The organism is Cysteiniphilum sp. JM-1, assembly GCF_008711525.1.
Classification (GTDB): Bacteria; Pseudomonadota; Gammaproteobacteria; order Francisellales; family Francisellaceae; genus Caedibacter.
Genome location: NZ_VXKS01000016.1, coordinates 31088 through 56710 on the forward strand (window position 1 = coordinate 31088; position 25623 = coordinate 56710).

The window sequence follows — 25623 nt, forward strand, 5'->3', positions numbered from 1 at the left end:
CTTCTTAGTTATTTTCTTAAATACAATACTCTAGGTAATGTCGCTGTTCTTGTTATCAACTCATCATGAACATTAGCCTGCCAACTAATTACATCCTCTTTAGTATCATCAACAATCACATTAAAGCGATCTGTATAAGCATCACTGTCCATTTCTAGATAAGCAACAAGCTCAGCCAAACCTTGTGTTAATGGTCTTAGCTGACACAGTTCATATAAACTCATCTGCGTTTTTTGTTGAAGATGTTTACGAATATGTTGGGCTATTGCTTGTTTATCAATAATGGTTTGTAAAAAAAGCGCACTTGAATCAGCTTCTTCTAGTCCTTCTTCTAACTTAATATTATTGAGTTTTACTTTAAGTGGAGGACGGTAAAGTGTACGCTCCATTGGTAGATCGATATTGGCACTTGCCACATTAATTGACATAAAGGTATTGTTAATATCTGACTTAAATAAGGTGTCTTTTTCAGTTAACGTAGCAGATTCAATACTGCGAATAATATCCATGATTCGCTTGTTTTCAAGCCATGCCTGATCATCCAAAAATCGTCGAAGTTGTGAGGATAACTGTGCGACTGTTCTTTGTGTATGTTCTCCTGCTTCCAACCAGTCATAATGAATGCGGTGTGTTCTTCTATCCGGTTGTAAGTCACTGATTGCGGGTAAATTAAGTGTTTCATGTAGCATCTGGCTAAATGCTTCTTGGCGTGCTGGTGACATAAGAAAGTCCCAAAACGCCTGAAAACTGGTGCCTTGATCAGAATCCGCAATCGCATCACGCTCGCCCATAATATCGGCAAGCAAATCGCCTTTTTTGCCATCCCAAAGTGCGATACGTTCGCGCACACTGCGATCCAATGAGCGAAAATTATGTTCAACTTGGCGAAAATCCGATAATAGTTCTCGTGCTTGTTGACTAAATTGCATAAAGCGATCTTTTAATGCGGTGTCATCTAATAATGTAATATTACCTTGGACAACTTGGGCAATCTCAGCATCTATTGCTTCACGTTGTTTTTTGAGTTCATTCAATCTGGTTTCAGGATCAACAGCACTACCTTGTGTAATCTGTTTTAGCAGATCAAACAACATCAACAACCTAGATTCGGTACCAACAAAACTGCGCTGACCTAGTGATGATAACCAAGCAATGGCTTTTTCTGTTGCGGGCATGAGATCAAAATAAGCCTCATCTGAATCTTGACGATAAAACTTCCTAAGCCAACCTTTTTCCATGGCAGCCCAGTCATTTAAGTAATCACGCGCAGATTTTGGGAAACTATCATCACCCAAGCGCTCTCTTAAATCATATAACTGATCCTCAAGTGATTCGATTAAATCAGCTTCTGCAATAACGCGCACGTTCTCAGCAATAAATATGCGATTAAGGAAACTCACAATTAAGGGAGCATGGGGACTTGCTAATAAGCGCCATGCTGGATGATTTTGACGTAATGACTCTAGCGTTTGATAATCAAGTTGCATTAACAAGTAACCATTGCTTTACTAACTTTATAAAAGATGGAGTATATACTACACATTCCATCGAGTATGTTATAGCTTTTCTTGAAATTAATCCTAAGTTATTGCTGAATATAATTAACCAAACTCTCGACTTCATCATGTTTCTGATGATAGCGTGAGCTTGCCCACTTACTTAAGTCACCAATTGATAAAAGTCCCAAAAAAGTATTATTGTCATCATAGACTGGCAAGTGGCGAATGCGCTTTTCAGTCATGAGTTGCAAGGCTTCTTGTGCGGTTTGATTGTGATTCATTGAGATAATATGCTCACTCATAATATCGGCGACAATATGTTTTTTGAGATCTTGGTTGCGTGCAGAGACTTTAAATAAAAAATCACGTTCAGTGATAATGCCATGAAATTCATCGTTATCGATAACAAGTAGTGAGCCAACTTTATGTTCAGCCATTTTTTGTGCGGCTTCAAATAAACTGCTATTGGCACTAATACTAAAAACGCGTTTTTCTTTATTGACGATTTCTTTGAGTTTGCTATGCATGGGGTTGCTCCTTATGGTTTATGTCAGAACATCGTGTTCTTAGAGTATAGCCTAACGGTTGAGAGATATTTGTAAAGAGCAAATTATACGAGTGATGGAAAAAATGCTTTTTTGTTGTTGCGATTCGCAGGTGATGATGATAGCTTGTGTTTATTGTTATTGAAAAAGCTCAAGGAGGCTGGTGATGTTAAAAACAATCAAAAAACACATGTTGCTTCCACTTTCTTTTTCCCTTGAACTATCTCTACGACTGCCTCGCTGGTAGGCAGCTATTTAATTTTTCCTTTGTATTTTACAGTTATATTTTATTATTACGTTTAAGCAAACTAAGTAAATCACGTATCATTTTTTGGAGGATAACGTAAGTGAGTGAGCAGGTTTATATTTGGCAAAATGGTCAATTTATCGAGAAAGAAAAAGCGGTTGTGAGTGTCATGACGCATGCGCTGCATTATGGTTCAGCGGTGTTTGAAGGGATTCGTGCCTATAAAACGCCAAAAGGCACTGCGATTCTAAAGCTAAAAGAGCATATGCAACGTTTTGATTACTCAATGCGTGCTTTGGGTATGAATCCGCCTTTTAGTGTTGATCAAATGTGTCAAGCAGTCATTGATACCGTTAAAAAAAGCGGGCTTGAATCTTGCTATATTCGACCATTGGCTTTTTATGGCGATAATCAAAGTGTTGGTGTATTGCCAAAGCCTGATCATCCGATTGAGGTAATTGTCTGGTGCTTACCAATGGGGCGTTATTTGGCAGCTGAAAGTGTTGATGTGATGGTCAGTAAATATATTCGTATTCACCCGCAGTCAACCATATGTGACGCAAAAATATCAGGTCATTATGTTAATAGCATGCTTGCCAGCATGCAGATTCGTGGCACGCATTATCATGAGTCTTTGTTGTTGGATGCGGATGGTAATGTGGCTGAAGGGGCAGCGCAAAATATCTTTTATGTTAAGAGCAATGAGATTTTTACGACACCTTTGGGTACGATCTTGGATGGTATTACACGACGGATGATTATTCAAATTGCCAAGGAACAGGGCTATACGGTGCATGAGCAGTATTTCAAAGTCGAAGATATTATTAATGCCGATGAAGCATTTTTTAGTGGTACGGCTGCTGAGGTCACCCCGATTCGTAGTATTGATGATCAAAAAATTGCCGGTCACGGTGAAATCGGGCGTGTTACTAAACATATCAAGCAATGTTTTAGTGAAATCACTCAAGGCATTAAAGCATCTGACGCCTTAACCTACGTGTAAGGGCGTATGGCATACGCCCATAAACAGAATTATTTTGAGGAAGGAGAGTTAACGATGAGTACACAAATGAAGCAGCCTAATAAACAGCGTGTTTATATTTTTGATACGACATTGCGTGATGGTCAGCAATCGCCAGGTGCAGGCATGAATTTTGAAGATAATATTGCTTATGCTGATTATGCGCATGCACTGAATATCGATGTCTTGGAAGCAGGCTTTCCTTCGGCAAGTCAACTGGATTTCCAAATTGTGCATACAATTTCTGAGCGTATGGCAAATCGACAATCTAATATGATCATTGCTGGACTTTGCCAGCTAAGAGAAGCGCAAGTTTTAAAGACGATGGAGGCATTAAAACCGTCTCTTGCTATTGCTAAAGCGCGTATTCATGTTTATTTGCCGGTTGATCCTAACTTAGCGCAAGCGAGTTTAGGCGACAAAAATGATGAGCAAAAACACATTGATGAAGTCTATCGTTTGATTAAGATTGCAACGGATCAAGGCTATGAGGTCGAGTTTAGTGCTGAAGGTTATTCACGTTTAGCAGATGGTTTTGATTATGTTACCGAAGTGTTTAAATCGGCTGTGAAAGCCGGTGTGTCAGTGATTAACTGTCCTGACACAATAGGGGGGGCGTGCGAGCGTGAAGGCGATGAGTATTTTGTGAAAAATATGACAAAACATGCCCGTATTATCAAAGAAGCCTTCCCTGATAAAGAGATTATTTGGTCGGCACATTGCCATAATGATTTTGGCTTGGCATTAGAGAACTCGATGAATGCGGTTTTTGATGGCCCGGCACGTCAAGTTGAAGCATGTATTAATGGTGTAGGCGAGCGCGCAGGCAATGCGGCATTAGAGCAATGTGTGATGTTTATCGATGCTTTTGGTAAACAACAAAATGCGCATTATTACACTAATATCAATATCAATGGCTTGAAAGAAGTCTCAGATTTTATCGCTCAAAAAATGCTCCCTAAACAGCCGCACTCACCGATTGTGGGTTTAAATGCAACACGGCATACTTCAGGAGGACACACCAATGCAATTTTAAATAACCCATTGGCTTATCAGCCATTTGATCCAAAATCCATCGGTAGTGAGATTTCTTTTGTTTTTGGTCCGTTATCTGGTGGTAATCATGCTAAGAAGATTATCGAAGATTTTGGCTATGTTTGTGAAGAACATGAAAAGGCAAAAATAGCGCAACAGATCAAAGATATTTATCATGAGCGTCGCAAAGGCGTAACTGATCTTGAATTATTGAGTGCCTATAAGAAAATCCGCGCGCCGATTAAAGCAAGTAAAATTGCTTATGGTAAATCAGAGGACAGTAGTTCGGTGACAATTACTGGACAATTCTTTGATCAAGAAAATCTAAAAGTTGAGCTAGCCGGTGAAAACTCCGCACTTGCGGCATTGCTTAGTGCGACGGATAAATACATGCCAGGCATTGAGGTTAAAGATTATTATGCAAAATCCTTAACAGAAGCAGGGGTGCGCTCAAGCTCAGAGGCGACGATTATTGTTAGCGCACCAAATCACAATGCCTATAAAGGTATTGCTAAAGACCATGATATTGAGATCTCAGCACTTAAGGCATTTATCGAAGCGGTGAATCAAATGTATGTAGATGCCAACTATAGGGCGCAGAGTACATCGACACAAAACAATCAACAAGAGGTGTCCCATGGCTAAAAATATTATTGATAAAATCTGGGATCAGCATGTCGTTGAGTCAAAAAAAGGCTTTCCAGATATTTTTTATATCGATCGCATGCTGATGCATGAGGTCACCTCAGCGCAAGCATTTGATAAGTTGCGTGAATTAAATATCCCTGTGCGTAACCCACAATCCATTGTGGCAACCTTAGATCACAGTATTTCTACCTCACCGATTGATCGCACGCAGATGAATGACCCGATTGCCAAGGCGCAAGTAGAAACGTTGCGTAAGAATGCCAAAGAGTTTGGTGTTGAGCTATATGATTTTGACAGTCAATATCAAGGCATTGTTCATGTGATCGGACCTGAGCTTGGGTTTACTTGGCCAGGAAGTACGATTGTCTGCGGTGATTCACACACCTCAACGCATGGTGCCTTTGGCGCGTTGGCATTTGGCGTTGGCACTTCCGAAGTCGGACATGTCATGGCGACAAATTGTATTTTGCAATATCGCCCTAAAACAATGAAAGTGCATTTCAAAGGCAAGCCGTCAAGTTATGCAACAGCAAAAGATATTGTGATGAAGCTAATTGCTGAAATTGGCATAGGTGGTGCGAGTGGGTTTGTGATTGAGTATAGCGGTGATGCGATAAAAGCGTTGTCGATGGAAGCGCGAATGACTTTATGTAATATGTCAATCGAGTGTGGTGCCAGAGCTGGATTAATCGCGCCAGATGAGATAACTTTTGATTATCTTAAAGGGCGTAAATACGCACCTGATGCTGAACATTGGGAAAATGCTATCAATACATGGCGCACCTTAACGAGTGATGACAACGCCAGTTATGATAAAGTTATTGAAATTGATATTGAGGACTTGCAACCAATGGTTACGTGGGGGATTAATCCACAACATGCCGTGGCAATTAATGCATCCATTCCAGGCTTAGCCAGTATTCCGAAGCATCAGCAAAAGTTAGCCAAAGAAGCCTATCGTTATACTGGCTTTAGTGAAAATGAAGCCGTTCTGGGTAAAGCGATTCAATGGGCATTTGTCGGTAGTTGCACCAATGGGCGCATTGAAGATATGCGTGCTGCAGCTGATGTGTTAAAAGGACATAAGATTGCAGAAGGGGTAACAATGTATATCGTGCCAGGCTCTGAGAAAGTCCGCGCACAAGCGATTGCTGAAGGATTGGACAAGATATTTATCGAGGCAGGTGCGGATTTTAGAATGCCAGGATGCTCCATGTGTCTTGCGATGAATGATGATAAAGTGCCAGCAGGACAACGCTGTATCAGTACCTCAAATCGCAATTTCATCGGTCGTCAAGGAACGGGTAGTATTACCCATTTGGCTTCACCGCAAACGGTAGCCGCAAGTGCGATTAAAGGGGCGATTTGTAGTGTGGCGCAGTTAGAACAAGAAGGAGTATTGGCATGAAAGCATTTCAAACGCTAACAAGTAAAGCGATTCCGATGTGGTTAAGTGATGTTGATACCGATATGATTATTCCAGCACAATACTTAACGCAAACGACAACTTCGGGTTACGGCGAGCATCTTTTTACCCGTCTAAAATCAGCAGACCCTGAGTTTGTATTTAATCAATCACGATTTAAAGACGCGCGAATCCTGATCAGTGGCAACAACTTTGGTTGTGGCTCATCAAGAGAGCATGCCGTGTGGGCATTGCAACAAGCGGGTGTTGATGTGATCTTGGCACCTTCTTTTTCAGATATCTTTTTCAATAACTCCGCTAAAAACGGTTTGTTATTGATTGCTTTAGATGGAGAGCTATTAGAGAAATGGTGTGAAAAAGCACAAAGCGAAGATCTTGAAATTACCATTGATTTAGCTGCGCAAATCATTACCGTAGATGGAGAGTCTTATCATTTTGACTATGATCCTTTCCGTAAAGAGTGTTTACTCCAAGGTCAAGATGATATGGGTTATTTATTGTCTAAAGATCAGGAGATTAGTCGGTTTGAAACGACGGCAAAATAGGAAATGAGATAATGAGGTTGCGAAAAACGCCTTTTTGGCGTACAATTTAACGCGGATCATTGAAGATGTTTTATGAGATATGTTATTGAGTTGACACCAAGTGTCCAGAAACAGATTAAAGTGCTTCCCAAGCAAGTTGTTTTGAAGTTAAGGACATGGGTAATGCAAGTAGAAAGCTTAGGAATGAGAAGAGTGATGCAAATCAAAGGATATCATGATGAGCCGTTACAAGGTAATAGAAAGGGGCAGCGTTCTATTAGATTGAACAAAGCTTATAGAGCTTTCTACAGAAAGTTACCAAATGGTGAGGTGGAAGTAATAGAGGTATTTGAAATTAATAAGCATAAATACTAAAGGTGAAAAGCTATGAGCAAAAACATTAACGCTATCGATTTTCTTAATGAACAACTTGAAACACCATTGACTTTTGGTACATTGATTAAAAATATTCGTTTAACTGAATATGAAAATATGACACAGCAAATGTTTGCTGATGAAGTACTTAAAATCAGTAAAACAAGGCTGTCAGACATAGAAAATGACAGAAAAGGGCTGACTATTGCTAAGGCGATTGAGTTTGCCAAAGTGCTTGGGCAAAGCAAACGTTTTTTTGTCACTATTGCTATTCAAGATATGCTAAGAAAGAATAATCTAGATTATGCAATAAGCCTTAGTGATGGAAAATTATCAGCGATTTGATTATTTATGATTGAACAAAATAAAAAGTTACAAACTCTTGAAGAATCCTTGTGGCTTGAAAAAACAAGATTTGATTTCGCTTATATGGACAGTGTTTTAGATGCCACTTTTTTTGAGTATGGGCGTTCAGGACGTATTTATACACGTGAGGAAATCTTAGCGCATTCTTATCAGGAAATTAAAGCGAAGCTTCCACTTGAAAACTTTCAAGTGCATGATATTAGCGAGAATATTAAACAAGTGACCTATGTTAGTGAAGTTGGAACTGCAAAGCTTCGGGCGAATCGCAGCTCGATTTGGGTCAAAAAGCTCAATGATTGGAAACTTATATTTCACCAGGGAACGCCTGCGCAAAAAACCTTGAAATTACCAAAACCATTGTAGAAAGTGGGCATGGAATATTGTGGTGAACAGCTTTTAAAAGGTATTAAATGTTCTGTATATAAACTAAATATTAATAAATCGGAGATCACATGAAAAAAACAATCGCAATTTTAGCAGGGGATGGCATCGGTCCTGAGGTAATGGCATGTGCCATTGATGTACTCGATGCAGTTGCTAATAAATACAATCATGAATTTACGTATAAAGAAGCTTTGATTGGGGGTGCCGCCTTTGATGTTTATGCTGAGCATTGTCCTAAACAAACCATTGATATTTGCAAATCTGCAGATGCCATTTTATTTGGTTCAGTGGGCGGTCCGGTTGATGCACAAAATGATCCTAAATGGCAGGGGTGTGAGGCCAAAAGTATTTTAGCTTTGCGCAAAACGTTTGATTTTGGGGTGAATATTCGTCCGATTAAAATGTTTCCGGCATTAAAAGATAATAGCCCTATCAAGAATGAACGCATTGTCAATGGTGCTGACATTGAGATCTTTCGTGAATTATCAGGAGATATTTACTTTGGTGAGCATAAGCGCTTTGTCAATAAAGAAGGTATTCGTTGTGCTACGGATGTTGCCGAGTATGATGAGCAGACGATTCAACATATTGTTAGAGCTGCCTTTAAGCGCGCTAATGAAAGACGCAAGATTTTGACCTCTATTGATAAAGCCAATGTATTAGATACCTCAAGACTTTGGCGCGATATCGCTAATGAGGAAGCAAAAAACTTCCCAGATGTGACCTTGAAGCACATGTATGTTGATAATGCAGCAATGCAGCTAGTATTGAATCCTGCGCAATTTGATGTGATTGTGACGGGGAATTTATTTGGTGATATCTTATCGGATCTGGCATCGGTGTTACCTGGTTCTTTAGGACTTGTGCCATCGATCAGCTTAAATAAAGAAGGCTTTGGCTTATATGAACCTGCAGGAGGTTCAGCCTTTGATATCATGGGTAAAGATATTGCTAATCCGATTGCGCAGATTCTATCAGCAGCACTTATGTTATCTTATTCATTTGGCATGCATAAGGAAGCTTTAGAGATTGATCAGGCAATTGACCAAGTCTTAGCACAAGGCTTTAGAACCGCGGATATTGCGGGTGGTGCAGAAAGTATAGGCAGTAAAGAGGTTACTCAGAAAATTGTCACAGCATTGACAGAATCAGCATTAACATATTAAGCGAGTTGTGAATGCGTGAAATAAAAGAGATATTTAATAAACTGCAAGTGTTAAAGAAGCGTGCTTATGCACCTTATTCTAACTTTAGTGTTGCTGCAATGGTTGAGCTTAAAAACGGTGATCTTTACGAGGGAGTCAACGTTGAAAATGCAAGCTTTCCCGTCGGTTCATGCGCTGAAATGGTGGCAATTAATGCGGCTGTTGCCAGTGGTGTGCGTAAAGGCGATTTTAAGGCAATCTATGTCACGGCAGATGCTAAAAAGCCGGTCACACCATGCGGTGCTTGTCGGCAAGTCATGGCAGAGTTTTTTGATAATGATGTTGCTGTTCATCTCTTTAATCAAGATGGCACAGAGCATGAGCAATATTCAATTGATCACCTGCTACCGGAGCGATTTTGCCTTTGACGAAATAGTTGTTTTATTACACAGAAAAACCGAAATGTGTTCCATCTGGAAGTTCGATATCTAGTCTTAGTTTACCACCGGTCGCTTCAATATATTTTTTTAATGAGGATAGCTTTAAATCTCGCCCTGGCTTTTCCATCTCGGCAACGGTTGGTTGTTTAACGCCTAATGTATTGGCTAATTCGACCTGTGTTTTATTCATTTTTTCTCTAAGCTCAGATAGGTGGATATCCAAAAGTATAGCCTCTGCCTTTTGTTTAGCATTAGTAACAACTTTTGCGTTTTCTTGAGCAAGTATTTGTTTCAGTGTTCTCGCCATTTTTCACTCCTGCATTTTATTGTTATTTAAATGAAGCGTAAATTCTTTATCTGCAATAGGTATCATAACTTCATAAAATCTTTTATCTTTACCTGTTTTATTTCCAGCACATAATAAAATAGCATTTCGTTTTGGATCAAAAGCAAAAAATATACGTATTGGCTTACCCTTGCTTTGGACTCTTAGTTCTTTCATATTTTTGTGGTTTGAACCTTTGATGGTGTCAGCATATGGTCTTGATAGCGTAGGACCTCTTTCTTGCAATACGATCATAGAGGCTAACACGTTACTTCTGTCAGTATCATCAAGCGTATCATACCAATCATCAAACAAATCAGTTGTTATAACTGACCACATAAATATTTCCTTCTTCAAATTATAGTTCATACTATATATAGGTCAAAACCTATAATCAAGTTCATTTTTATCTCCCATGATTGGGCATGCCCTGTTCAGGGTGATTTTTAGCAGACTATTTTTTCTCAGAGCGATTCTGTCTTTGACGATTGCCTTTAGGGTGGCGCGTGGGCTTTTTTTGTCCATCGCGATGTTCAATCTTTGGCTTCTTAGGTGTTACCTTCTTGATGGTTTTATAATTATGCGGATTAGATTGCGGTAGGCTGTGTACCGGATCAAAGTCATCAATAATAACGCGCTCTAGCGCTCTTTTTAAGAGCTTTTCAATATCGGCTAATTGCGGAAATTCGTCCGCGCTGACCAAAGAGATTGCCTCGCCTGTAGCACCCGCGCGTCCTGTGCGTCCAATGCGATGGACGTAATCTTCAGGCACATTCGGTAAATCAAAGTTGATCACGCAAGGCAGCTGACTGATATCCAAGCCGCGTGCGGCGATATCTGTCGCCACTAATACTTGTACCTCATTGTTTTTAAAATCACTTAATGCTTTGGTACGCGCACCTTGACTTTTATTGCCATGAATCGCAGCACTCTTGATATCCGCTTTTTCGAGTTTGCCAACAAGATGATTGGCACCATGTTTAGTGCGTGAAAAAACCAATACTTGTGCCCAGTTATGGGTTTTAATGAGTTTGATCAATAAGTTAACTTTTTGTTTTTTATCAACAGGAGCGATCCAATGTTTGACTTTGGGCGCTGCTTGATTTGGTGGGCTTACTGAGATTTCTAAAGGCTTATGGACAATAGATTTAGCAAGCTCTTTGATCTCAGGGCTAAAGGTTGCTGAGAACATTAAGTTTTGGCGCTTTTTGGGTAGAAGCGTTAGAATTTTGCGAATAGCATGAATAAAGCCCATATCGAGCATGCGATCGGCTTCATCAAGGACTAAAAATTTCAAGCGATCAAAGCGAATGGCATTTTGCTCATATAAATCAAGTAACCGCCCAGGCGTTGCCACGAGAATATCTGCACCCTTACGTAAGCGCATCATTTGTGGATTGATTTTAACTCCGCCAAATACGACACAAGAGCGTAAGTGCAAGTTCGTACTATACGCTTGAATATTTGCCTCTATTTGAGCAGCAAGCTCTCGTGTTGGCGTTAAGATAAGGGCGTGCGTTTGATTGGCAGTTGACTGTGGTCCTTGTGCTAACATTTCTAAAATAGGCAAGGTGAATGCGGCAGTTTTACCCGTGCCGGTTTGTGCTGCAGCAAGGACATCACGTCCGCTTAAAACCGCTGGAATGGCCTTTTGTTGGATGGGCGATGGCTCTTTATAGCCTTGCTCGGTGAGTGCGTTTAAGATGGCGTTGCTTAAACCTAATGAGGAGAATGACATCGATATTTACAAACATTGAATAATTTGTGCTAAGCATAGACATATTGACAGAGAATGGATAGTTATTTTTTAATTTTCAGAATGTGTTTGATAAAGAATGTCTCCACCTCGATCAAAGCTTGTTACCTCACCTTTGAGTTTCCACTGTGGTGTGAGTGAGAAGGTCGCAATACCTTGTTGTTCACCGGTAAATACGCCAACACCGTAGCTTAGATAAAGTCTTGAGGTTACTTGTTTGCCAATGAAAACTGCTGTGTTGTTTTGCTCAGCGGTTGTGTTATTTGTGGTATTGGTTGGGTTATTGTTTAAATTTCCAAGTGAAAACTCTGCAAGTGATAATTTGTCTTTGAGCTCATCGATGACCCCGCTACCATCTTCATTAATCGCAATTAAAAGTGCTGCTTGCGATAACGCATCTGATGATGCTTGGCTACTATTGGCATCATTTAACGTCTGACCAAACAGGATATAAGAGAGAATATCTGTTTGCGACATACTTGGATCAGAGAATAGTTGAATTTTTGGATTATTTGCCATGCCAGTGATTTCAATGCCGATGGTATCAGGTGCATTTGATTGTGTCAGCTTGACAGAGGTTGGGATATTGTAAAACGTGGTAATTGCTAGCATCGGATTATCAACAGGTGAGTTATTAAACTGAATAGTTGATTTAGGATCTACACTAAAGGTTTTACCATAAGCACTAAATACACCATTAACTGGTTGCAGCGTCCCAATACCAAGCATTGGTTGATTCGGTTGGCTAATGATATTTAGTTTGCCTTGAATGTTGGTATCGATGCCAAGCCCTGAGATATGCGCATTTTTACCCATATCGATATTGAGATTCATGCTAAATGGCGTATTTTTTTGTGTTTGTATTGCTTGATTACTATTGTTGACATAGACAACATCGTTTTGAATGGTATTTTGTAGACTACTGCTTTTCATATCAGCGAGATTGACAATTAACTTATCGATAAAAATATTGCCGCTTAAGTTACTGCTGCCATTGCTTTGATTGAAATTTAAAGTAGGGCTTACCGTGACCTCCATATCAGGCGTGTTTAGCACTAATAGTTTTTTGCCATTGACATTAATATTGGTATTTGGTGTGGCACCATGCAAATCGACTAATCCACTGACGGTTAATGGCGATTTTTGGATGTTTGCCGTAAGATTAATCTTAGCATTCAGTGGATTACGTATTAGGATATTGGCATTGATATCATTCAAGCTGGTATTTAATGGTAATAGCTCAATTTGCGCATTTTTAAGGGTGATATCGCCATTAACGTGCGGGTCAAACAAAGTACCTGTGACTTGTAGGCTACTATGTAAGTCGCCTTTATTAATCAATGTTGGGAATTGTGGGATAAAATTACTGATCCAATCAAGGCGCGTTGATGTTAGATCAAGTGCGCCAGTTAATTTTGCCTTGCTCAAATTATATAAATCAAAATTATCACTATTAAGCTTAAGTACCAGTGAGTTTTGTGGGAAGGAAATATTACTGCTTAATGCAAACTTTTGATCTTGAAGTGATAAGTCGGTATTGATATTCGTCGTGTAGGATAGCTGATGGATCGGCACAATCTGTTGTAATTGTTTGAACCATGAGGTGTTGTTGGCAAAGAAAAACCCATGTCCGGAGATACTGAAATTGGCCTTGGGATCACTATTAGGCGTTTGTAAATAGTTCCCCTTGAAGCTTAAGGCAAAGCTATCACCGCCATAAGGCAGATTAGGAATAAATTGCGCAGGAGTTATCTCTCCAGCTGTTTGAACCGTAATGGCATTAGGTGCTAATGAGGCACTGATGCAAAAATGATTATCATTCGATGCCAGAAGGCACAGATTACTCATACTACTTTCATTGGGACTAAGTGCTAAATCAACGGCTTTCGTCAGATGCCAGTTTTGTTTAAAGGTTTTGCTGGTAAAGTTTAAAGCATTAAGCTTTGCCGTAATTTGTGACAGTGACAGACTCTGTAATTGCATTTTAATGAGTGTTGAGATTTTATGAGAATCGGCATTGAGTGTTAATGTATGATTATCAACGGCCAACACAAGTTTAGAGAGATCAAATTGCTTATAGAGAAAATCATGGACATCAAGCGTCATTTTGAGTGCTTTGGTTGTCTTGTCATTGATGTCAACTTTTCCTTGTGAGTAGATATTGCCACTGACATTAAAAGGGTAAGCATTAAGATCATTCACAAAAACTTCCCATTGCGCCTGAATATCTTGCTTGGATTGCGTGAGTTTGACTTGCACGCGATCATTATTGCGTGGGTTAAATAGTTTGAATTGATTTAGGTGAAAAGCGCCATTATTGCTGGATAGGCTTACATGACAACGTAGATCAGTATCGTTGCTGAAAATATCACAAAAGCTGGTTTTAAGCCTAAGATCATGGTCGGTGGTATTAAGCTTACCCCCGATATTAAATTTAAGTGGCACCGCAGGGTTTAAAGAGGTGAGGTTAACGGACCAGTCCAGTTGGTCATGAAATAGTAGTGTATTATTAATCGTGGCAAGATGATCAAGTTTTAGTTGGTTAACTATTTCACCTTGATCAAAGCTTGAAATAAGTGAGTAAGGATAGGGTCTTGTTTTGTAGTGAATAACGCCATCGCTCATGATACTAAATTTATCCGCAAAATTACCAATGATTTGGGTTTGTGTGCTCGTGATGTCAGCGCCACTTTGTGCAGCAGATAGATTGACCTTTAAATGCGTTTTAAAAGGCGCGTTTAATATAATATAACCGTTATTTACTGTTGCATTTGCTGAATAAGCGGGGACGTTGGCAGAAACTTTATTAAGCGCTAGTTTGTCATCAACTAAATTAATACCATTTGCACTGACGTTTGTCGCATGAGTGATTAATTGCTTATTCATCAAATACTTCACATCACTAACGTTGATGTTTTTAGCATAGAGAGCAAGCGGCATGCTAAAGGGGCTATTATCTTTTTGCGCTTGATCATCGTGATCTTTGTTTGTTGAATGCGTGTTGATATCAACATAAACTTTGTCCAAGACTAGACTTTTAACGTCAAGCGTTTGGCGGCTGATCAAAGACCATAATGATAACGACAATTCCACTTGGCTTAAGCTAATATCTACGGTGTCGTTTTTAATATCAAGCTCATCAAGTTTGAGTTGGTTAATTTGCCCTGAAATATTGCCTTTAAGACTAATGCCAAGGGGCTGCAAAAAATGATTGGTGATTTTTTGCGTTATCTTCAACCCTGGCGTGGTAAACAATAAAAATCCAAGCGCGAGTGCAATGATCAATAGTAGGCTTACGAGCGTGATTAAGCACCATTTAACTGTTTTACGTAACTTTGTCATAGGCTTATCCCGATGCTTAAATCAAAGCGCCAATGCTCATCATTGTGATTTAATGTACGCGTGAAAAATACCATAAAGGGTCCAAGTGGTGTTTTATAGCTAAGTCCAATACCTGCCGCGCGTAAAATCTCAACATCACTAAAGTTAGGTTTATTGGCAGCATTACCCAAGTTATAGTAAAGCATTGAGCTGAAGTTACCATAAATACGTTGTTCAATGCCGGCAAGACCTGTGGCAAGATAGCGTCCACCCGTGACATTACCATTAATGCTAGGTCCTTGGCTTAAGAAGGGATAACCCAGAAGGTTACTCACACCACCAGCATAAAAGCGAAAATTTGGGGCGACATTTTGGATGTCGTCAACTGTGATAAATCCCCAGTTAGCACCAAAGAGTAATCTATTCCATTCTGGATTAATGGGGAGTGAGTAATAAATGCTCATGTTGTTGCGAATAAAATCCTGATCTGACAGTGGAGACTTGATCGAAGCTTGCAATAGTTCATTCCACACCAAGCCTTGACGCCAAAAGCCATTTTGCCAGCTGCCATCGTAGAGAAGGGTTAAAGCCGGAACGAGATATTTGCCATTGGTATTGTTTGGATTAGCGACGGTATCATAATTGGTAAGATATTGCTGCAAACTCACGGTGGTTTGCCAATTACCATACTTATGAGTGCGTGCAATGCCAAAATTGGTTTGGCGTTCATTGTAGGTATCAGTTTCGATATAACTTTGCTCGGCAATAAGACTCCAGTTGTCGTGTAGTGGATCTTTTCCTGGAAAAACATAGCTTGTGCTAAAGGTACTATTGGCAGGAGATGCTGAGACGTTAAAGGAAAACTGCTGTCCGGTATCGGTAACATGACGAAAAAGCGTGCCAAAGCTTACCCTAGGACCTGTAAATGTGCCATAACCCACACCAAAAGTATAAGTGCGCGCATGACCTGCTGTTAGGTTTAAATCCACAGGGACGGTCTTGTTGACTTTATCGCGCTTAGAGATTTTAGGGACAAGCTGAGCGTTGCTAAAATAACCGCTATCTTGTAAGCGTTTATTGGCTTTGGTTATCTTTTTCTGCGACATGACATCACCGATGCTGACCTTGGTAATATCATCGATAAAACGCTCAGCATAATCATAACGCTGTTGTTTAATATTAATAGCGCCAATCGTATAAAGATCGCCAGTATTAACGCTCAAGATGACTTCAGCAGTGTATTTAAGCATATTAATGCGAATTTCATGCTCTGTGAGTTCGCTATCTAGATAACCCGCGTTAAAAAAGCTATCAGTCAGTAATGCTTTGGATTTTTCATAGGCAGTTTGCGTTAAAATGTCGCCTTGCTTTAGTGGCAAGTCATTCAGCGTCTTAGTAGCGATTTTAGAATGTTGACCTGAACCATTGATGTTAACGGTTAAGGCATCAATATGTAATGGTTCATTGAGTTTGACATTGAATGTGGCAATCCACAGCTTATCTTTGACACTAAAGTCTGTAGTAATGACTGGCTTATAGTAACCATAGGGCTCAAGTAACGTTTTGATTTCATCATCACTTTTTTTAAGTAGTAGTTGCATTTGATTAGGGTGAGAAACAGCAAACGCCTTAAAGCGCGATAAGCTGATATTATCAAGAATGCTTGATTTGATTTTATTGTCGTTAATACCATTAATAACAATATCAAGAGTCGGCGCTTTTGAATCACTTTTATTGTCATCAGCAGCGTATAAGAAGCTAAGGCTAAACAGGCTAAATATAAAAAATATACGAAGAATAGTCTTCCTTAACATCTTAATCTTGCTCTATAGGGTCATGTTGTTGATAAAGTGTAGTATAGTATAGGCTAACTTGAGGTGTAGATAAATAAACTACGCTATCAGAAAATACTTAATAGTATTAAGTGGCGAGATAGTGTGTAGTGAGTATTAATAATATGACGTTAACAAATAAAGAACAGTGGATGGCGTATGCGCTATTAGAGACAAAGAAAGCGCAAGCGCATAATGAAGTCCCCGTTGGTGCGATTATTGTCAAAGATAATCAAATCATTGGGAGAGGTTTTAATCAGATGATTATGAATAACGATCCAACAGCACATGCTGAAATAATTGCATTGCGCGATGCTGCGCAAACGATGAAAAACTATCGCTTACCTGAGTGTGATCTCTATGTCACTTTAGAGCCATGCATGATGTGTTTAGGTGCGATGGTGCACGCGCGTATCAGAACGCTTTATTTTGCGACTAAAGAACCAAAAGCGGGGGTTGCTTGCTCAAAAGCACAGTTACATACAGAGCCATTTTTAAATCATTATTTGAATGTGGAAGGTGGGATCTTGGCAGATGATGCTAGTGAGATGCTTAAAGCTTTTTTTAATGAGCGGCGGTTGCAGAAAAAGCATAGTAAATAAGTTGAGTTTTCATTACTCCCCCTCACCCGCGCAGCGTCAGCTGCACGACCTCTCCCGCAAGGGGAGAGGTAAATCGCTAGTCAATTTACTGTTTCATTATTAATAACTGAAGATTAAGCAAGCATAAAAAACACATTACTCAACGCAATCATTAATACCGTTAATATGGCAAAGCCGACATTGACAATATGCGCCCATTTGATGTGTTTCTCACAAAGATAATAATTGAGCACAACAGTAATAAGTGTGATAACCATAAATACCAGAACAGTTAATTGAATCTTATCAATCAGGTTAATGGTATTGGCGGGCGGCAGTATCGAGTCGGTAGAAATCTTGCTACCGACCACGGCGAAAATTGCAGCCGAGTTTAGTGCTAGACGACTTTTGATATCTTTAATCGGGATAAAAAACATGCCAAGAATTAATATGCAGGCAAGATATAACATGCCAAAGATGTGGATAAACATGCGGATATTCGTGTGTGTCATCTCAACCGAGTAAATTGCCCTAGCATAGGTGGTATTGCTTGGATTATTCGGATTGCCAAAATTTGTATCATAGTGGTGAATATAGGTTTGCCAGTGATCAGTGCCTAACGTCCAACCGCTTAAAGGCATATCATGATCGACATCAGAGTTGATGTTATCGGTGCTAAATATAACGGTATGGGCATTAAAATCAGCATCTTCAATAATAATTGATAGCGGCTTAGTGCTAAAGGGGAAATTTTCAAAACTCCAATCTTGAGATAAAGTGGCACGGATTTTATATTGCTTAAGGGTTTTATTATCAGCAAGTTGTTGAGTACTTTGATATAAAACGGAGAATTTTTCGGCATTGATGATGTCAAACTCATTGTTCTCAATGAATAGCTGATCTGGATAAATAAACCACAACCAAAAAATCGCAGAAACGGTTTTTTTCTGCAAATTGATATCATAAATATGCGTGATATAAGCGCCAACTGTAACCTCTGCCGGTGGTTTTGATGCTTTGTTGTTAGCGACACTAGTTTGTATATAAAACAAAAAACTAAAAAGAACTACTAAGAACCTTGCCATATTTGATCCATCAAATTTCCATACGTGAGAAAAGTATAGTTGAAATATTTTGAAACATAAGAAACATGATATTCGCAGGTGTATTAATTATGCGCGTAATCCGCTGGTGATTTTAAGAGTAGGTTAACCTTTTTTGGTAGTTGGTGATCTCTATTTTGTATGAAAATCGAGATTATCGATAGCGATTTTTGATATTTTGTTATGCCAATTAGTGATGGCAAGTAATAATAATCACACTTCATAAAATAATATTCGCTGAATTTGGGCGTTATTTCTGATATGATCGATGGCGATTTGAGTAGCTAAAAGTGAGATTTTATGAAGATTGCAATTTTTGGTACGGGCTATGTCGGTCTCGTGACAGGAACTTGTTTTGCAGCAATGGGTAATCATGTTTGCTGTGTTGATATCGATCAAACCAAAGTTGATAACCTAAAAAAAGGTATTTCACCGATTTATGAACCGGGCTTGGATGAGCTGATTAAACGTAATGTGACGAAAGGACGTTTGCGTTTTACTACCGAAGCAAAGACAGCAATTGATGAGGCGCAAGTCATCTTTATTGCGGTAGGTACTCCTCCTGATGAGGATGGATCTGCTGATTTACAATATGTATTGCAAGTGGCTAAAACCGTTGCCAGTGACATGAATGAGTACAAGGTCATTGTTAATAAATCAACGGTGCCAGTCGGTACTGAATATAAGGTGACCGAAGCAATTTCTAATGTATTAAATGCCCGTGGGGTAAAACTTGATTTTGATGTGGTATCTAATCCTGAGTTTCTTAAAGAGGGTGATGCTATTAGTGACTGTATGCATCCAGATCGTATCGTCGTCGGGGCGAACTCCGAGCGTGCTGCGGATGTTATGCGTGAGCTTTACGCACCATTTGATCCTAATCAAAATCGCTTGATGATCATGGATGTACGCTCTGCTGAGATGACTAAGTATGTCGCCAATGCAATGCTTGCGACAAAAATTAGTTTTATGAATGAAATGAGTCAGATCTCTGAGCGTGTCGGTGCAGATATCGAGAAAGTACGCATCGGTATTGGTGCTGATCGACGCATTGGTTACCATTTTATATACGCAGGTTGCGGTTATGGTGGTTCATGTTTTCCTAAGGATGTGCGCGCGCTTGGGCAAACTTCGCGTGAATATGGTTATACTGCGCGCATTTTAAACGCGGTGCACGATGTTAACGATGCGCAAAAAGAAGTCCTGTTTACTAAATTTAATGATTATTTTAACGGTGAAATTGAAGGCAAAACGGTCGCTGTATGGGGGCTTGCATTTAAACCAAATACTGATGATATTCGTGAAGCTTCAGCGCGTGTTTTAATTGAAACACTTTGGCAGCATGGCGTTAAAGTCAAAGCCTATGACCCTGAAGCGATGGAGAACTTTGCACAAGCTTATGGTCAACGTGACGACTATGAACTTGTTGATGAAGCATATAGTGCCTTACATAATGCCGATGCTTTATTCGTGGTCACAGAATGGCAGAGCTTTAGAAGTCCAGATTTTAGTAAGATCAAAGCACGACTAAATACCCCTATTATTTTTGATGGACGTAATTTGTATGATAAGTCACGGATGAAAGACTTAGGTTTTGACTATATTTCTATTGGGCGATAAGAAAAAATTTCCCTGCCATAAGTTTAAATAATGTTCTTTTTATGGATAAAATAAAAAACTGATCTATAGTTAATCTTGTAATGTTAAGTTATCTTGGTGGGGTCAGTTATGAACAGTTATAGAAGAAGCTCGTTGGCATGTATTGCCATTTTTTGTTTACCGTTATCTTCTCTTGCGATTGAATTACAGGTTCATTATTGTGATACAGCACGTAAGAGTGAAGTCATTACTGTTGAATATATAGATAATGAAGGCATTTCAGATCAGCGGTTTATTGATCACTTTGGTGCGCCATTAGCGCACTTCAAAGCAGCTAATAATTATCGCAATACGCATGATGGTGTTTGCTCAGCATTACCTAAAAATGCCACATCCTATGTGATGGGCAATGCGCAAGCGATTCACATCGATCGCTTGCCATTTCAGGTTGAATCCATCATTCCTGAAGTGTTGAGTGATATACAAAAAGAATTTTTGCAAGCTGAGAATGTTCGACAATGGTCGCAGCAATGGAATATGCACAACCATATTGGTGTGGGTGTTGCTGCGGAAGGGGCGTGGGCACAATTAAGGTTTACAGGACTTAATAAAACCTATGTTGCCGTGATTGATTCAGGTGTTGCGGCATTTATGACTGAGGATTTACAAGGGCGTTTGGAGATGTCGCAGCCTTATTATTTTTATGTTAATGATCAAGATAAAGTGGATGTAATTGCTTCAGTTATTGATACTGATTTAATGCAAGGTCCTCATGGCACAGTAGTCGCAGGTGTCATTGCCGCGCAAGGACCAAACGTTACAGGTGTTGCCGGTGATGTGGATGAGATTATGGTTTTACCTATTAAAGTCTTTGGACATGCAGGAGATGCAAAAACAGAAGCGATTACCATGGCGATTGAGTGGGCTGCGGGCATATATAGTGAAGATATGGCAAATATAGCTCAGCTTCAACCCAATCAAACGCCGGCAAAAGTGATTAATCTGAGCCTAGGGATCTCAAGAGTGGGTAAAGATGGCTTGGCTGTTGCAACTGAAAATGATTGGAAAAATGATATCCTTCCCGTTTATTGTCAAGCGTTTCAACAATCAATCAATAAGGTCAATGACTTGGGTGTAACGGTAGTGATCTCTGCAGGAAACTCTGGGCAGCCAATATGGAATAGCGCTCCAGCAGGTTGTCCTAACATTAATGCGATTGCGGTGGAAGCGACGAATAATAATGGCATAAAAGCAGACTATTCTAATTATGCAGTGAGTGATTGGGCTTTGCAGAGTCTGGTACTGGCGGCACCTGGTGGCGAAGATGCAGAGCTTGACTTAAGTAAAGGTGTTATCTCACCAGGGTTTTGCGTTATTCTTGGCCAGACTGAGTCTTGCTTGTATTACTATCTGGAAGGAACTTCTTTTTCAGCCCCCCATGTCGCCGGTATTGCAGCGATGATCTATGCGTTAAAGCCTGATGCAGATGTGAGCTATGTCAAAACAAAATTATCACAATCTACTTGGGGTAATAATGTGATTAATGCGCAAGAGGCAGTGCGCCAAACAGTTGTTGCAGAACAAAGCAATGACGCGCAATCTGATGGCGCAGGTGGTGCCAATAGCACGGGTGTCGCAGTGGCGGCAGGCGCTGGTGCACTGGCGTCAGCATTAGCACTTATTTTGTTTATGTAAGTGCTGGTGTCTAACCCTTTTTTACCTCTCCCCTGCGGAGTTGCTCTTGCAGTGCATGCTGCACAGGTGAGGTAGGAAGTTGGATATCAACGTGACTCTTATTGATTAATGGCACTACCTTTAGGGGGGTGATAACCACCCATGGCAGCTTCGCACTGGATCCTTACGCCATCCTGGCTCAGGATGACAAATCATAGGCAGCGTCATTGCGAGCATGGATGCGTGGCAATCCAGTTTGCCAAGGATGGTTGATGTCTGCTCTTTGCAAAGCTTATATTCACAAGTGAGTAGATAAAGCCTTGATTTAGGCGAATGTAAGTTAAATCTGTACACCAAACCATATTTACTTGGTCAACTAACTTGGCACACAGTTTAACATTTTTTGAAACTTTTTTTGTGTCTCTAACTGTGGTCCAAAATATGGGGAGTATTATAGTTGATTGTGCTAGCTTTTATTCACTCCAAAAGCTATTTGAAAGAAGAAAATAAGATGGTTATGGTGTAAGAGAAATTTATTTTGCCCAAGTCATGGTGACTCGAAGTCCAAGGGTTTGATCATTTTCAAAAATAATCGTGCCGCCGGTGAGACTCACTAGCTCGTGGACAATCGCTAAACCCAGTCCATAGTGTTTTTTAGCATCGATGTTATTCTCAGAGAATCCTAATTGCGTAATTTTGTTTAGCTTGTCATGAGCAACACCTTGCCCATGATCAATAATGATCAGTTCAATAAGCTGTTTGGTTTGCGTTAAGCTAATGTCAACTCTATCGGCAAAACGAAAGGCATTATCAAGGATATTGGTCAAAACGCGGTTATATACTTGTGCCGAACCATAGACGATGCACTCAGATGTTTCCGTGTAATCAATGCGATGTCCCATATCGGCGTAGTTGTCTTGTAATGTCAGTAGCATTAGGTTTAGGTCAATTTTCTTACGCTGTTGTAAATGAAGGTTAGACAGTGATAAGAAGCTTTGTACCACCTCATTGATGTGATCAATATCTGCCATGCTTTTAATCGCATCCTTGTCACCCTTTAACTCCAGTTGTTCTAAACGAAAGCGCATGCGTGTTAACGGTGTTTTGATATCATGCGAAATCGATGACATTAGTTGTGCGCGTGTGCGCGTTAGGTTATGAATACGCAGCTTCATTTGCTCAAATAAAGCTTTGGGACCAGAGATAAGTCCAAGATAAATTGAAGTATTTTGCGGAAGACCTAGTTCGGTCAACATCTGCTGACTTAGTTCAGTTAATCGATATAAACGCAGTAATAACCAACAAGCAAATAGCAGTAAGATAACAATCAACAAGATAATTGCAAATTCAGCGGTAAATAAAGAGAAAAAGTAATGGTAGTTTTTAACAGCATGGATATTAAGCCACAGGTCTTTGTGAATAAAAACTGAGAATTTATGTGTATTGTCTTGATGTTGTAGTATTTTGTTCTCAAGATCTTGCGCATTTTTGATGGTGTAATCTGGGTGAAACTGTGGATCAGTGGATAAAGCCATTTCAAGCTCGATACGTTGAATTTGTATATCCGAGAAATGCTGGCTATCAAAGGTTTGAATGAAGCTTTTAAGATCTTCATCTTCACCATATTTGACAATTTTGGCAATTTCCCACGCAATTTTATGATGCAGTTCTGCGTGAATATCTTCATTAATCTGGCGATACGCACTAATGAAAAGATAGCTAATTGAGATAAGGCTTAAACAAAAAAAGCAAAAATACAGAGAAGGTTAAGATATTTTTTCATGTTGATCCATATGTGATATTAATAATTATAAAATGTCGTTTATTCGACTCTAAAAAGCAAGATGATCCATCAAAGATTCTTTCGCTAAAATGAAATTTTTGTGTTTGAGCAATTAATGTAATGCAGGAATAAATTTAGAAACAAGTGGAATTAAGATACTTACAATCACCAAGCCATATAGCCAAGTGAATTTAGTATTCATATCCTTTCTAAACGCTTTTAGCTCGAATTTAAGGGCTTTAATTTCAGATATAACACCTTTGATTTCAGTGTTAACATCCTTATCTGTACTCATAAAAAAACCTCAGGTTTGTCATTGCGCTGCTCATTCTAGCATCAAAATAGTGAAAACAGAATATTTAAAAATTTAGGTCGCTTTTTTAGTAACATTGGCATTAAATACATAACCGCGACCATGATGCGTTTGGATAAGCTTAGGGTGTTTGGTGTCTTCTTCAATTTTCTTACGTAATAACCCAACACGGACATCAATCGCGCGATCATAAATATCACGTTTACTGGTGTTGGTCTGATTCAGTAGAAATTCACGCTCCAAAATGCGCTGTGGATGCTCAAGAAAAACCATCAGTAAATTTGCATCTGCCGTTGACAGTTGCACTTCCTCTGTCGCTGTTGTTAACAATGATGTACGCGTATCAAATTGCCATCGATCAAACTGGTAAATCTTATCTTTAAGTGCGGGTGAGGTTTGTGCCATGCGTCGGTAAATGGCATTAATGCGTGCCATAAGCTCAAGTGTGCTAAAGGGTTTCACTAAAAAATCATCAACACCAGCATCAAACGCTAAGATGCGCTCAGAAACTTCCTGTGACGCAGCACACTACAGGACAGTAGCCACTGAACCCCTTTATTTTTAGGCGTTTTCATGTCATTTTTGTTTTGCTAAAAACGTAATAAAAAGAAGCATGGAACACGCAAAGGAACTTCAGCAGCTACTTAAGCACTATTTTAACGGTACTCGTCACACTTTAGAATGCCTAACACTCATTATTTTGGGGTTATTTGTTGTGCGAAGTATTAACATGGCAAAACTTGCACGAAGCTTCCCAACAAAAAGTAAAGAAGCATCAGTATATAAACGTTTGCAGCGCTTTATGAAACGCTTCACATTCTCACACAAACGCCTCTACCAAAGTATTTGTGAGATTTTTGCCTTACCAATGCCAATCACTTTATGCATGGATAGGACGAATTGGAAATTTGGTAAAAAGCACATCAATTATCTGGTGGTTAGCATCGCATACAAGGGTGTTTCAATTCCATTTATGTGGTCACTGCTGACAGATAAAAAATGTGGTAACTCCGACTTTGAGGATCGACGCAAATTATTTGACCAGTTGCTTCAGTTCATAGCCCCAAGCCAAATAAAATGCGTGCTCTGTGATCGAGAGTTTTTAAGTGGTGATTGGATTGCTTACCTTAAAAGTCATAAGATCTCATACACTATCAGGGCTAAAGAGTGCATTTTGGCAACCAACAGTAAAGGGAAAACCATGTCATTCAAGAAGATATTTGCCAATTTAAAATCAGGTAAATCAGTGGCTTTGAAATCGCTTCGTAATGTACTTGGTTGTGAGGTTTACGTCTGTGCACGCCGCTTAGCAACTGGGGAGTTGCTAATTTTGATATCTGACTATTATGGCAAAACGTCCTTTGATCAATACCGCAAGAGGTGGGAGACCGAAACACTGTTTAGCGCAATGAAAACGCGAGGCTTTAACTGGGAAGATACACATATCACTGATCCTGATCGCTTAAGCAATATCCTTTTCATCTTAACCTTAGCGTTAATTTGGTCTTATCGCCAAGGTGATCTGCTTATGACAATTTACCCAGAAAAGCTTAAAAACCATGCCCAACTTGGTAAGCAAAATTTCTGAAACGTAGACAGCATAAGGCATTGAGCCATACACAAAGTTGAGTTAAGGCACTACAGATTTTTTTTGATTTTTTGTGGAGACGTGATCGACGCA

At 39.6% G+C, this 25623-nt stretch carries 24 protein-coding genes; 13 read left to right on the forward strand and 11 right to left on the reverse strand.

From position 1 onward, the window contains the following. Positions 1-8: 8 nt before the first annotated feature. Together F3D68_RS08020 and F3D68_RS08025 are read right to left on the reverse strand one after the other, a co-directional pair. A complete protein-coding gene (locus F3D68_RS08020) occupies positions 9-1487 on the reverse strand; it encodes a DUF3375 domain-containing protein (RefSeq protein ID WP_151193924.1) in 1479 nt (492 codons plus the stop codon). 98 nt (positions 1488-1585) lie between these two features. Then, positions 1586-2026, reverse strand: a complete 441-nt coding sequence (locus F3D68_RS08025; RefSeq protein ID WP_151193925.1) for a CBS domain-containing protein — start codon at positions 2024-2026, stop codon at positions 1586-1588. Positions 2027-2391: 365 nt separating this feature from the next. Here F3D68_RS08025 and F3D68_RS08030 point away from each other — a divergent pair, with 365 nt between their 5' ends. From F3D68_RS08030 to cdd, 9 genes are all read left to right on the forward strand, one after another. Continuing rightward, entirely contained in the window at positions 2392-3294 is a 903-nt protein-coding gene (locus F3D68_RS08030; RefSeq protein WP_151193926.1) for a branched-chain amino acid transaminase, read from the forward strand. A gap of 66 nt (positions 3295-3360) precedes the next feature. Further along, complete coding sequence (locus F3D68_RS08035; RefSeq protein ID WP_151193948.1) at positions 3361-4992, forward strand: LeuA family protein; 1632 nt, start codon at positions 3361-3363, stop codon at positions 4990-4992. Further along, positions 4985-6403 carry a 3-isopropylmalate dehydratase large subunit gene (gene leuC, locus F3D68_RS08040; protein ID WP_151193927.1) on the forward strand — a complete coding sequence of 473 codons (1419 nt, stop codon included), beginning with the start codon at positions 4985-4987 and terminating at the stop codon, positions 6401-6403. Before F3D68_RS08035 ends, leuC begins: the two co-directional genes overlap by 8 nt. Beyond that, positions 6400-6966 carry a 3-isopropylmalate dehydratase small subunit gene (gene leuD, locus F3D68_RS08045; RefSeq protein ID WP_151193928.1) on the forward strand — a complete coding sequence of 189 codons (567 nt, stop codon included), beginning with the start codon at positions 6400-6402 and terminating at the stop codon, positions 6964-6966. The genes leuC and leuD overlap by 4 nt, the downstream gene beginning before the upstream one ends. Positions 6967-7038: 72 nt before the next feature. Continuing rightward, the gene (locus tag F3D68_RS08050) at positions 7039-7320 is read left to right on the forward strand and encodes a type II toxin-antitoxin system RelE family toxin (RefSeq protein WP_151193929.1); all 282 of its coding nucleotides are present in this window, start codon (positions 7039-7041) and stop codon (positions 7318-7320) included. A 12-nt stretch (positions 7321-7332) separates the two neighbouring features. Further along, positions 7333-7665, forward strand: a complete 333-nt coding sequence (locus F3D68_RS08055) for a helix-turn-helix domain-containing protein (RefSeq protein WP_151193930.1) — start codon at positions 7333-7335, stop codon at positions 7663-7665. A gap of 6 nt (positions 7666-7671) precedes the next feature. Further along, positions 7672-8049 (forward strand): DUF4440 domain-containing protein, encoded by a 378-nt coding sequence (locus F3D68_RS08060; protein WP_151193931.1) that lies wholly within the window; start codon positions 7672-7674, stop codon positions 8047-8049. A gap of 89 nt (positions 8050-8138) precedes the next feature. Beyond that, positions 8139-9236 carry a 3-isopropylmalate dehydrogenase gene (gene leuB / locus F3D68_RS08065; protein WP_151193932.1) on the forward strand — a complete coding sequence of 366 codons (1098 nt, stop codon included), beginning with the start codon at positions 8139-8141 and terminating at the stop codon, positions 9234-9236. An 11-nt stretch (positions 9237-9247) separates the two neighbouring features. Beyond that, complete coding sequence (gene cdd, locus F3D68_RS08070) at positions 9248-9643, forward strand: cytidine deaminase (RefSeq protein WP_151193933.1); 396 nt, start codon at positions 9248-9250, stop codon at positions 9641-9643. A 16-nt stretch (positions 9644-9659) separates the two neighbouring features. Here the strand turns inward: cdd and F3D68_RS08075 are convergent, their stop codons facing one another. The 5 genes from F3D68_RS08075 to F3D68_RS08095 all read right to left on the reverse strand — a co-directional run bounded on the left by F3D68_RS08075 (position 9660) and on the right by F3D68_RS08095 (position 16871). Beyond that, the gene (locus F3D68_RS08075) at positions 9660-9962 is read right to left on the reverse strand and encodes a helix-turn-helix domain-containing protein (RefSeq protein WP_151193934.1); all 303 of its coding nucleotides are present in this window, start codon (positions 9960-9962) and stop codon (positions 9660-9662) included. 3 nt (positions 9963-9965) lie between these two features. Further along, complete coding sequence (locus tag F3D68_RS08080; RefSeq protein ID WP_151193935.1) at positions 9966-10319, reverse strand: type II toxin-antitoxin system RelE/ParE family toxin; 354 nt, start codon at positions 10317-10319, stop codon at positions 9966-9968. A gap of 115 nt (positions 10320-10434) precedes the next feature. Continuing rightward, positions 10435-11718, reverse strand: a complete 1284-nt coding sequence (locus tag F3D68_RS08085) for a DEAD/DEAH box helicase (protein ID WP_151193936.1) — start codon at positions 11716-11718, stop codon at positions 10435-10437. A gap of 69 nt (positions 11719-11787) precedes the next feature. Further along, entirely contained in the window at positions 11788-15078 is a 3291-nt protein-coding gene (locus tag F3D68_RS08090; RefSeq protein WP_151193937.1) for a translocation/assembly module TamB domain-containing protein, read from the reverse strand. Beyond that, entirely contained in the window at positions 15075-16871 is a 1797-nt protein-coding gene (locus F3D68_RS08095) for an autotransporter assembly complex protein TamA (RefSeq protein WP_151193938.1), read from the reverse strand. Before F3D68_RS08095 ends, F3D68_RS08090 begins: the two co-directional genes overlap by 4 nt. 143 nt (positions 16872-17014) lie before the next feature. Between F3D68_RS08095 and tadA the strand changes: the two genes are divergently transcribed. After that, the gene (tadA, locus tag F3D68_RS08100) at positions 17015-17491 is read left to right on the forward strand and encodes a tRNA adenosine(34) deaminase TadA (protein ID WP_151193939.1); all 477 of its coding nucleotides are present in this window, start codon (positions 17015-17017) and stop codon (positions 17489-17491) included. 113 nt (positions 17492-17604) lie between these two features. Here tadA and F3D68_RS08105 read toward each other — a convergent pair whose 3' ends face one another. Beyond that, on the reverse strand, positions 17605-18555 hold the full coding sequence (locus F3D68_RS08105; protein ID WP_151193940.1) for a hypothetical protein: 951 nt from the start codon (positions 18553-18555) through the stop codon (positions 17605-17607). A gap of 318 nt (positions 18556-18873) precedes the next feature. Here F3D68_RS08105 and F3D68_RS08110 point away from each other — a divergent pair, with 318 nt between their 5' ends. Both F3D68_RS08110 and F3D68_RS08115 read left to right on the forward strand, forming a co-directional pair. Next, on the forward strand, positions 18874-20193 hold the full coding sequence (locus tag F3D68_RS08110; RefSeq protein WP_151193941.1) for a UDP-glucose dehydrogenase family protein: 1320 nt from the start codon (positions 18874-18876) through the stop codon (positions 20191-20193). Between the two features lie 108 nt (positions 20194-20301). Continuing rightward, positions 20302-21867 (forward strand): S8 family serine peptidase, encoded by a 1566-nt coding sequence (locus F3D68_RS08115; protein ID WP_151193942.1) that lies wholly within the window; start codon positions 20302-20304, stop codon positions 21865-21867. Between the two features lie 512 nt (positions 21868-22379). On the opposite strand, the gene F3D68_RS08120 is transcribed toward F3D68_RS08115, so the two are convergent. From F3D68_RS08120 to F3D68_RS08130, 3 genes are all read right to left on the reverse strand, one after another. Next, positions 22380-23381, reverse strand: coding sequence for a sensor histidine kinase (locus F3D68_RS08120; RefSeq protein ID WP_151193943.1), 1002 nt, complete (start codon positions 23379-23381; stop codon positions 22380-22382). A gap of 360 nt (positions 23382-23741) precedes the next feature. Next, positions 23742-23924 carry a hypothetical protein gene (locus tag F3D68_RS08125; protein ID WP_151193944.1) on the reverse strand — a complete coding sequence of 61 codons (183 nt, stop codon included), beginning with the start codon at positions 23922-23924 and terminating at the stop codon, positions 23742-23744. 72 nt (positions 23925-23996) lie between these two features. After that, positions 23997-24404 carry a winged helix-turn-helix domain-containing protein gene (locus tag F3D68_RS08130; RefSeq protein ID WP_151193945.1) on the reverse strand — a complete coding sequence of 136 codons (408 nt, stop codon included), beginning with the start codon at positions 24402-24404 and terminating at the stop codon, positions 23997-23999. 151 nt (positions 24405-24555) lie between these two features. On the opposite strand from F3D68_RS08130, the gene F3D68_RS08135 reads away from it, so the two are divergent. Next, the gene (locus tag F3D68_RS08135; protein ID WP_151193946.1) at positions 24556-25530 is read left to right on the forward strand and encodes an IS4 family transposase; all 975 of its coding nucleotides are present in this window, start codon (positions 24556-24558) and stop codon (positions 25528-25530) included. Positions 25531-25623 lie beyond the last annotated feature (93 nt).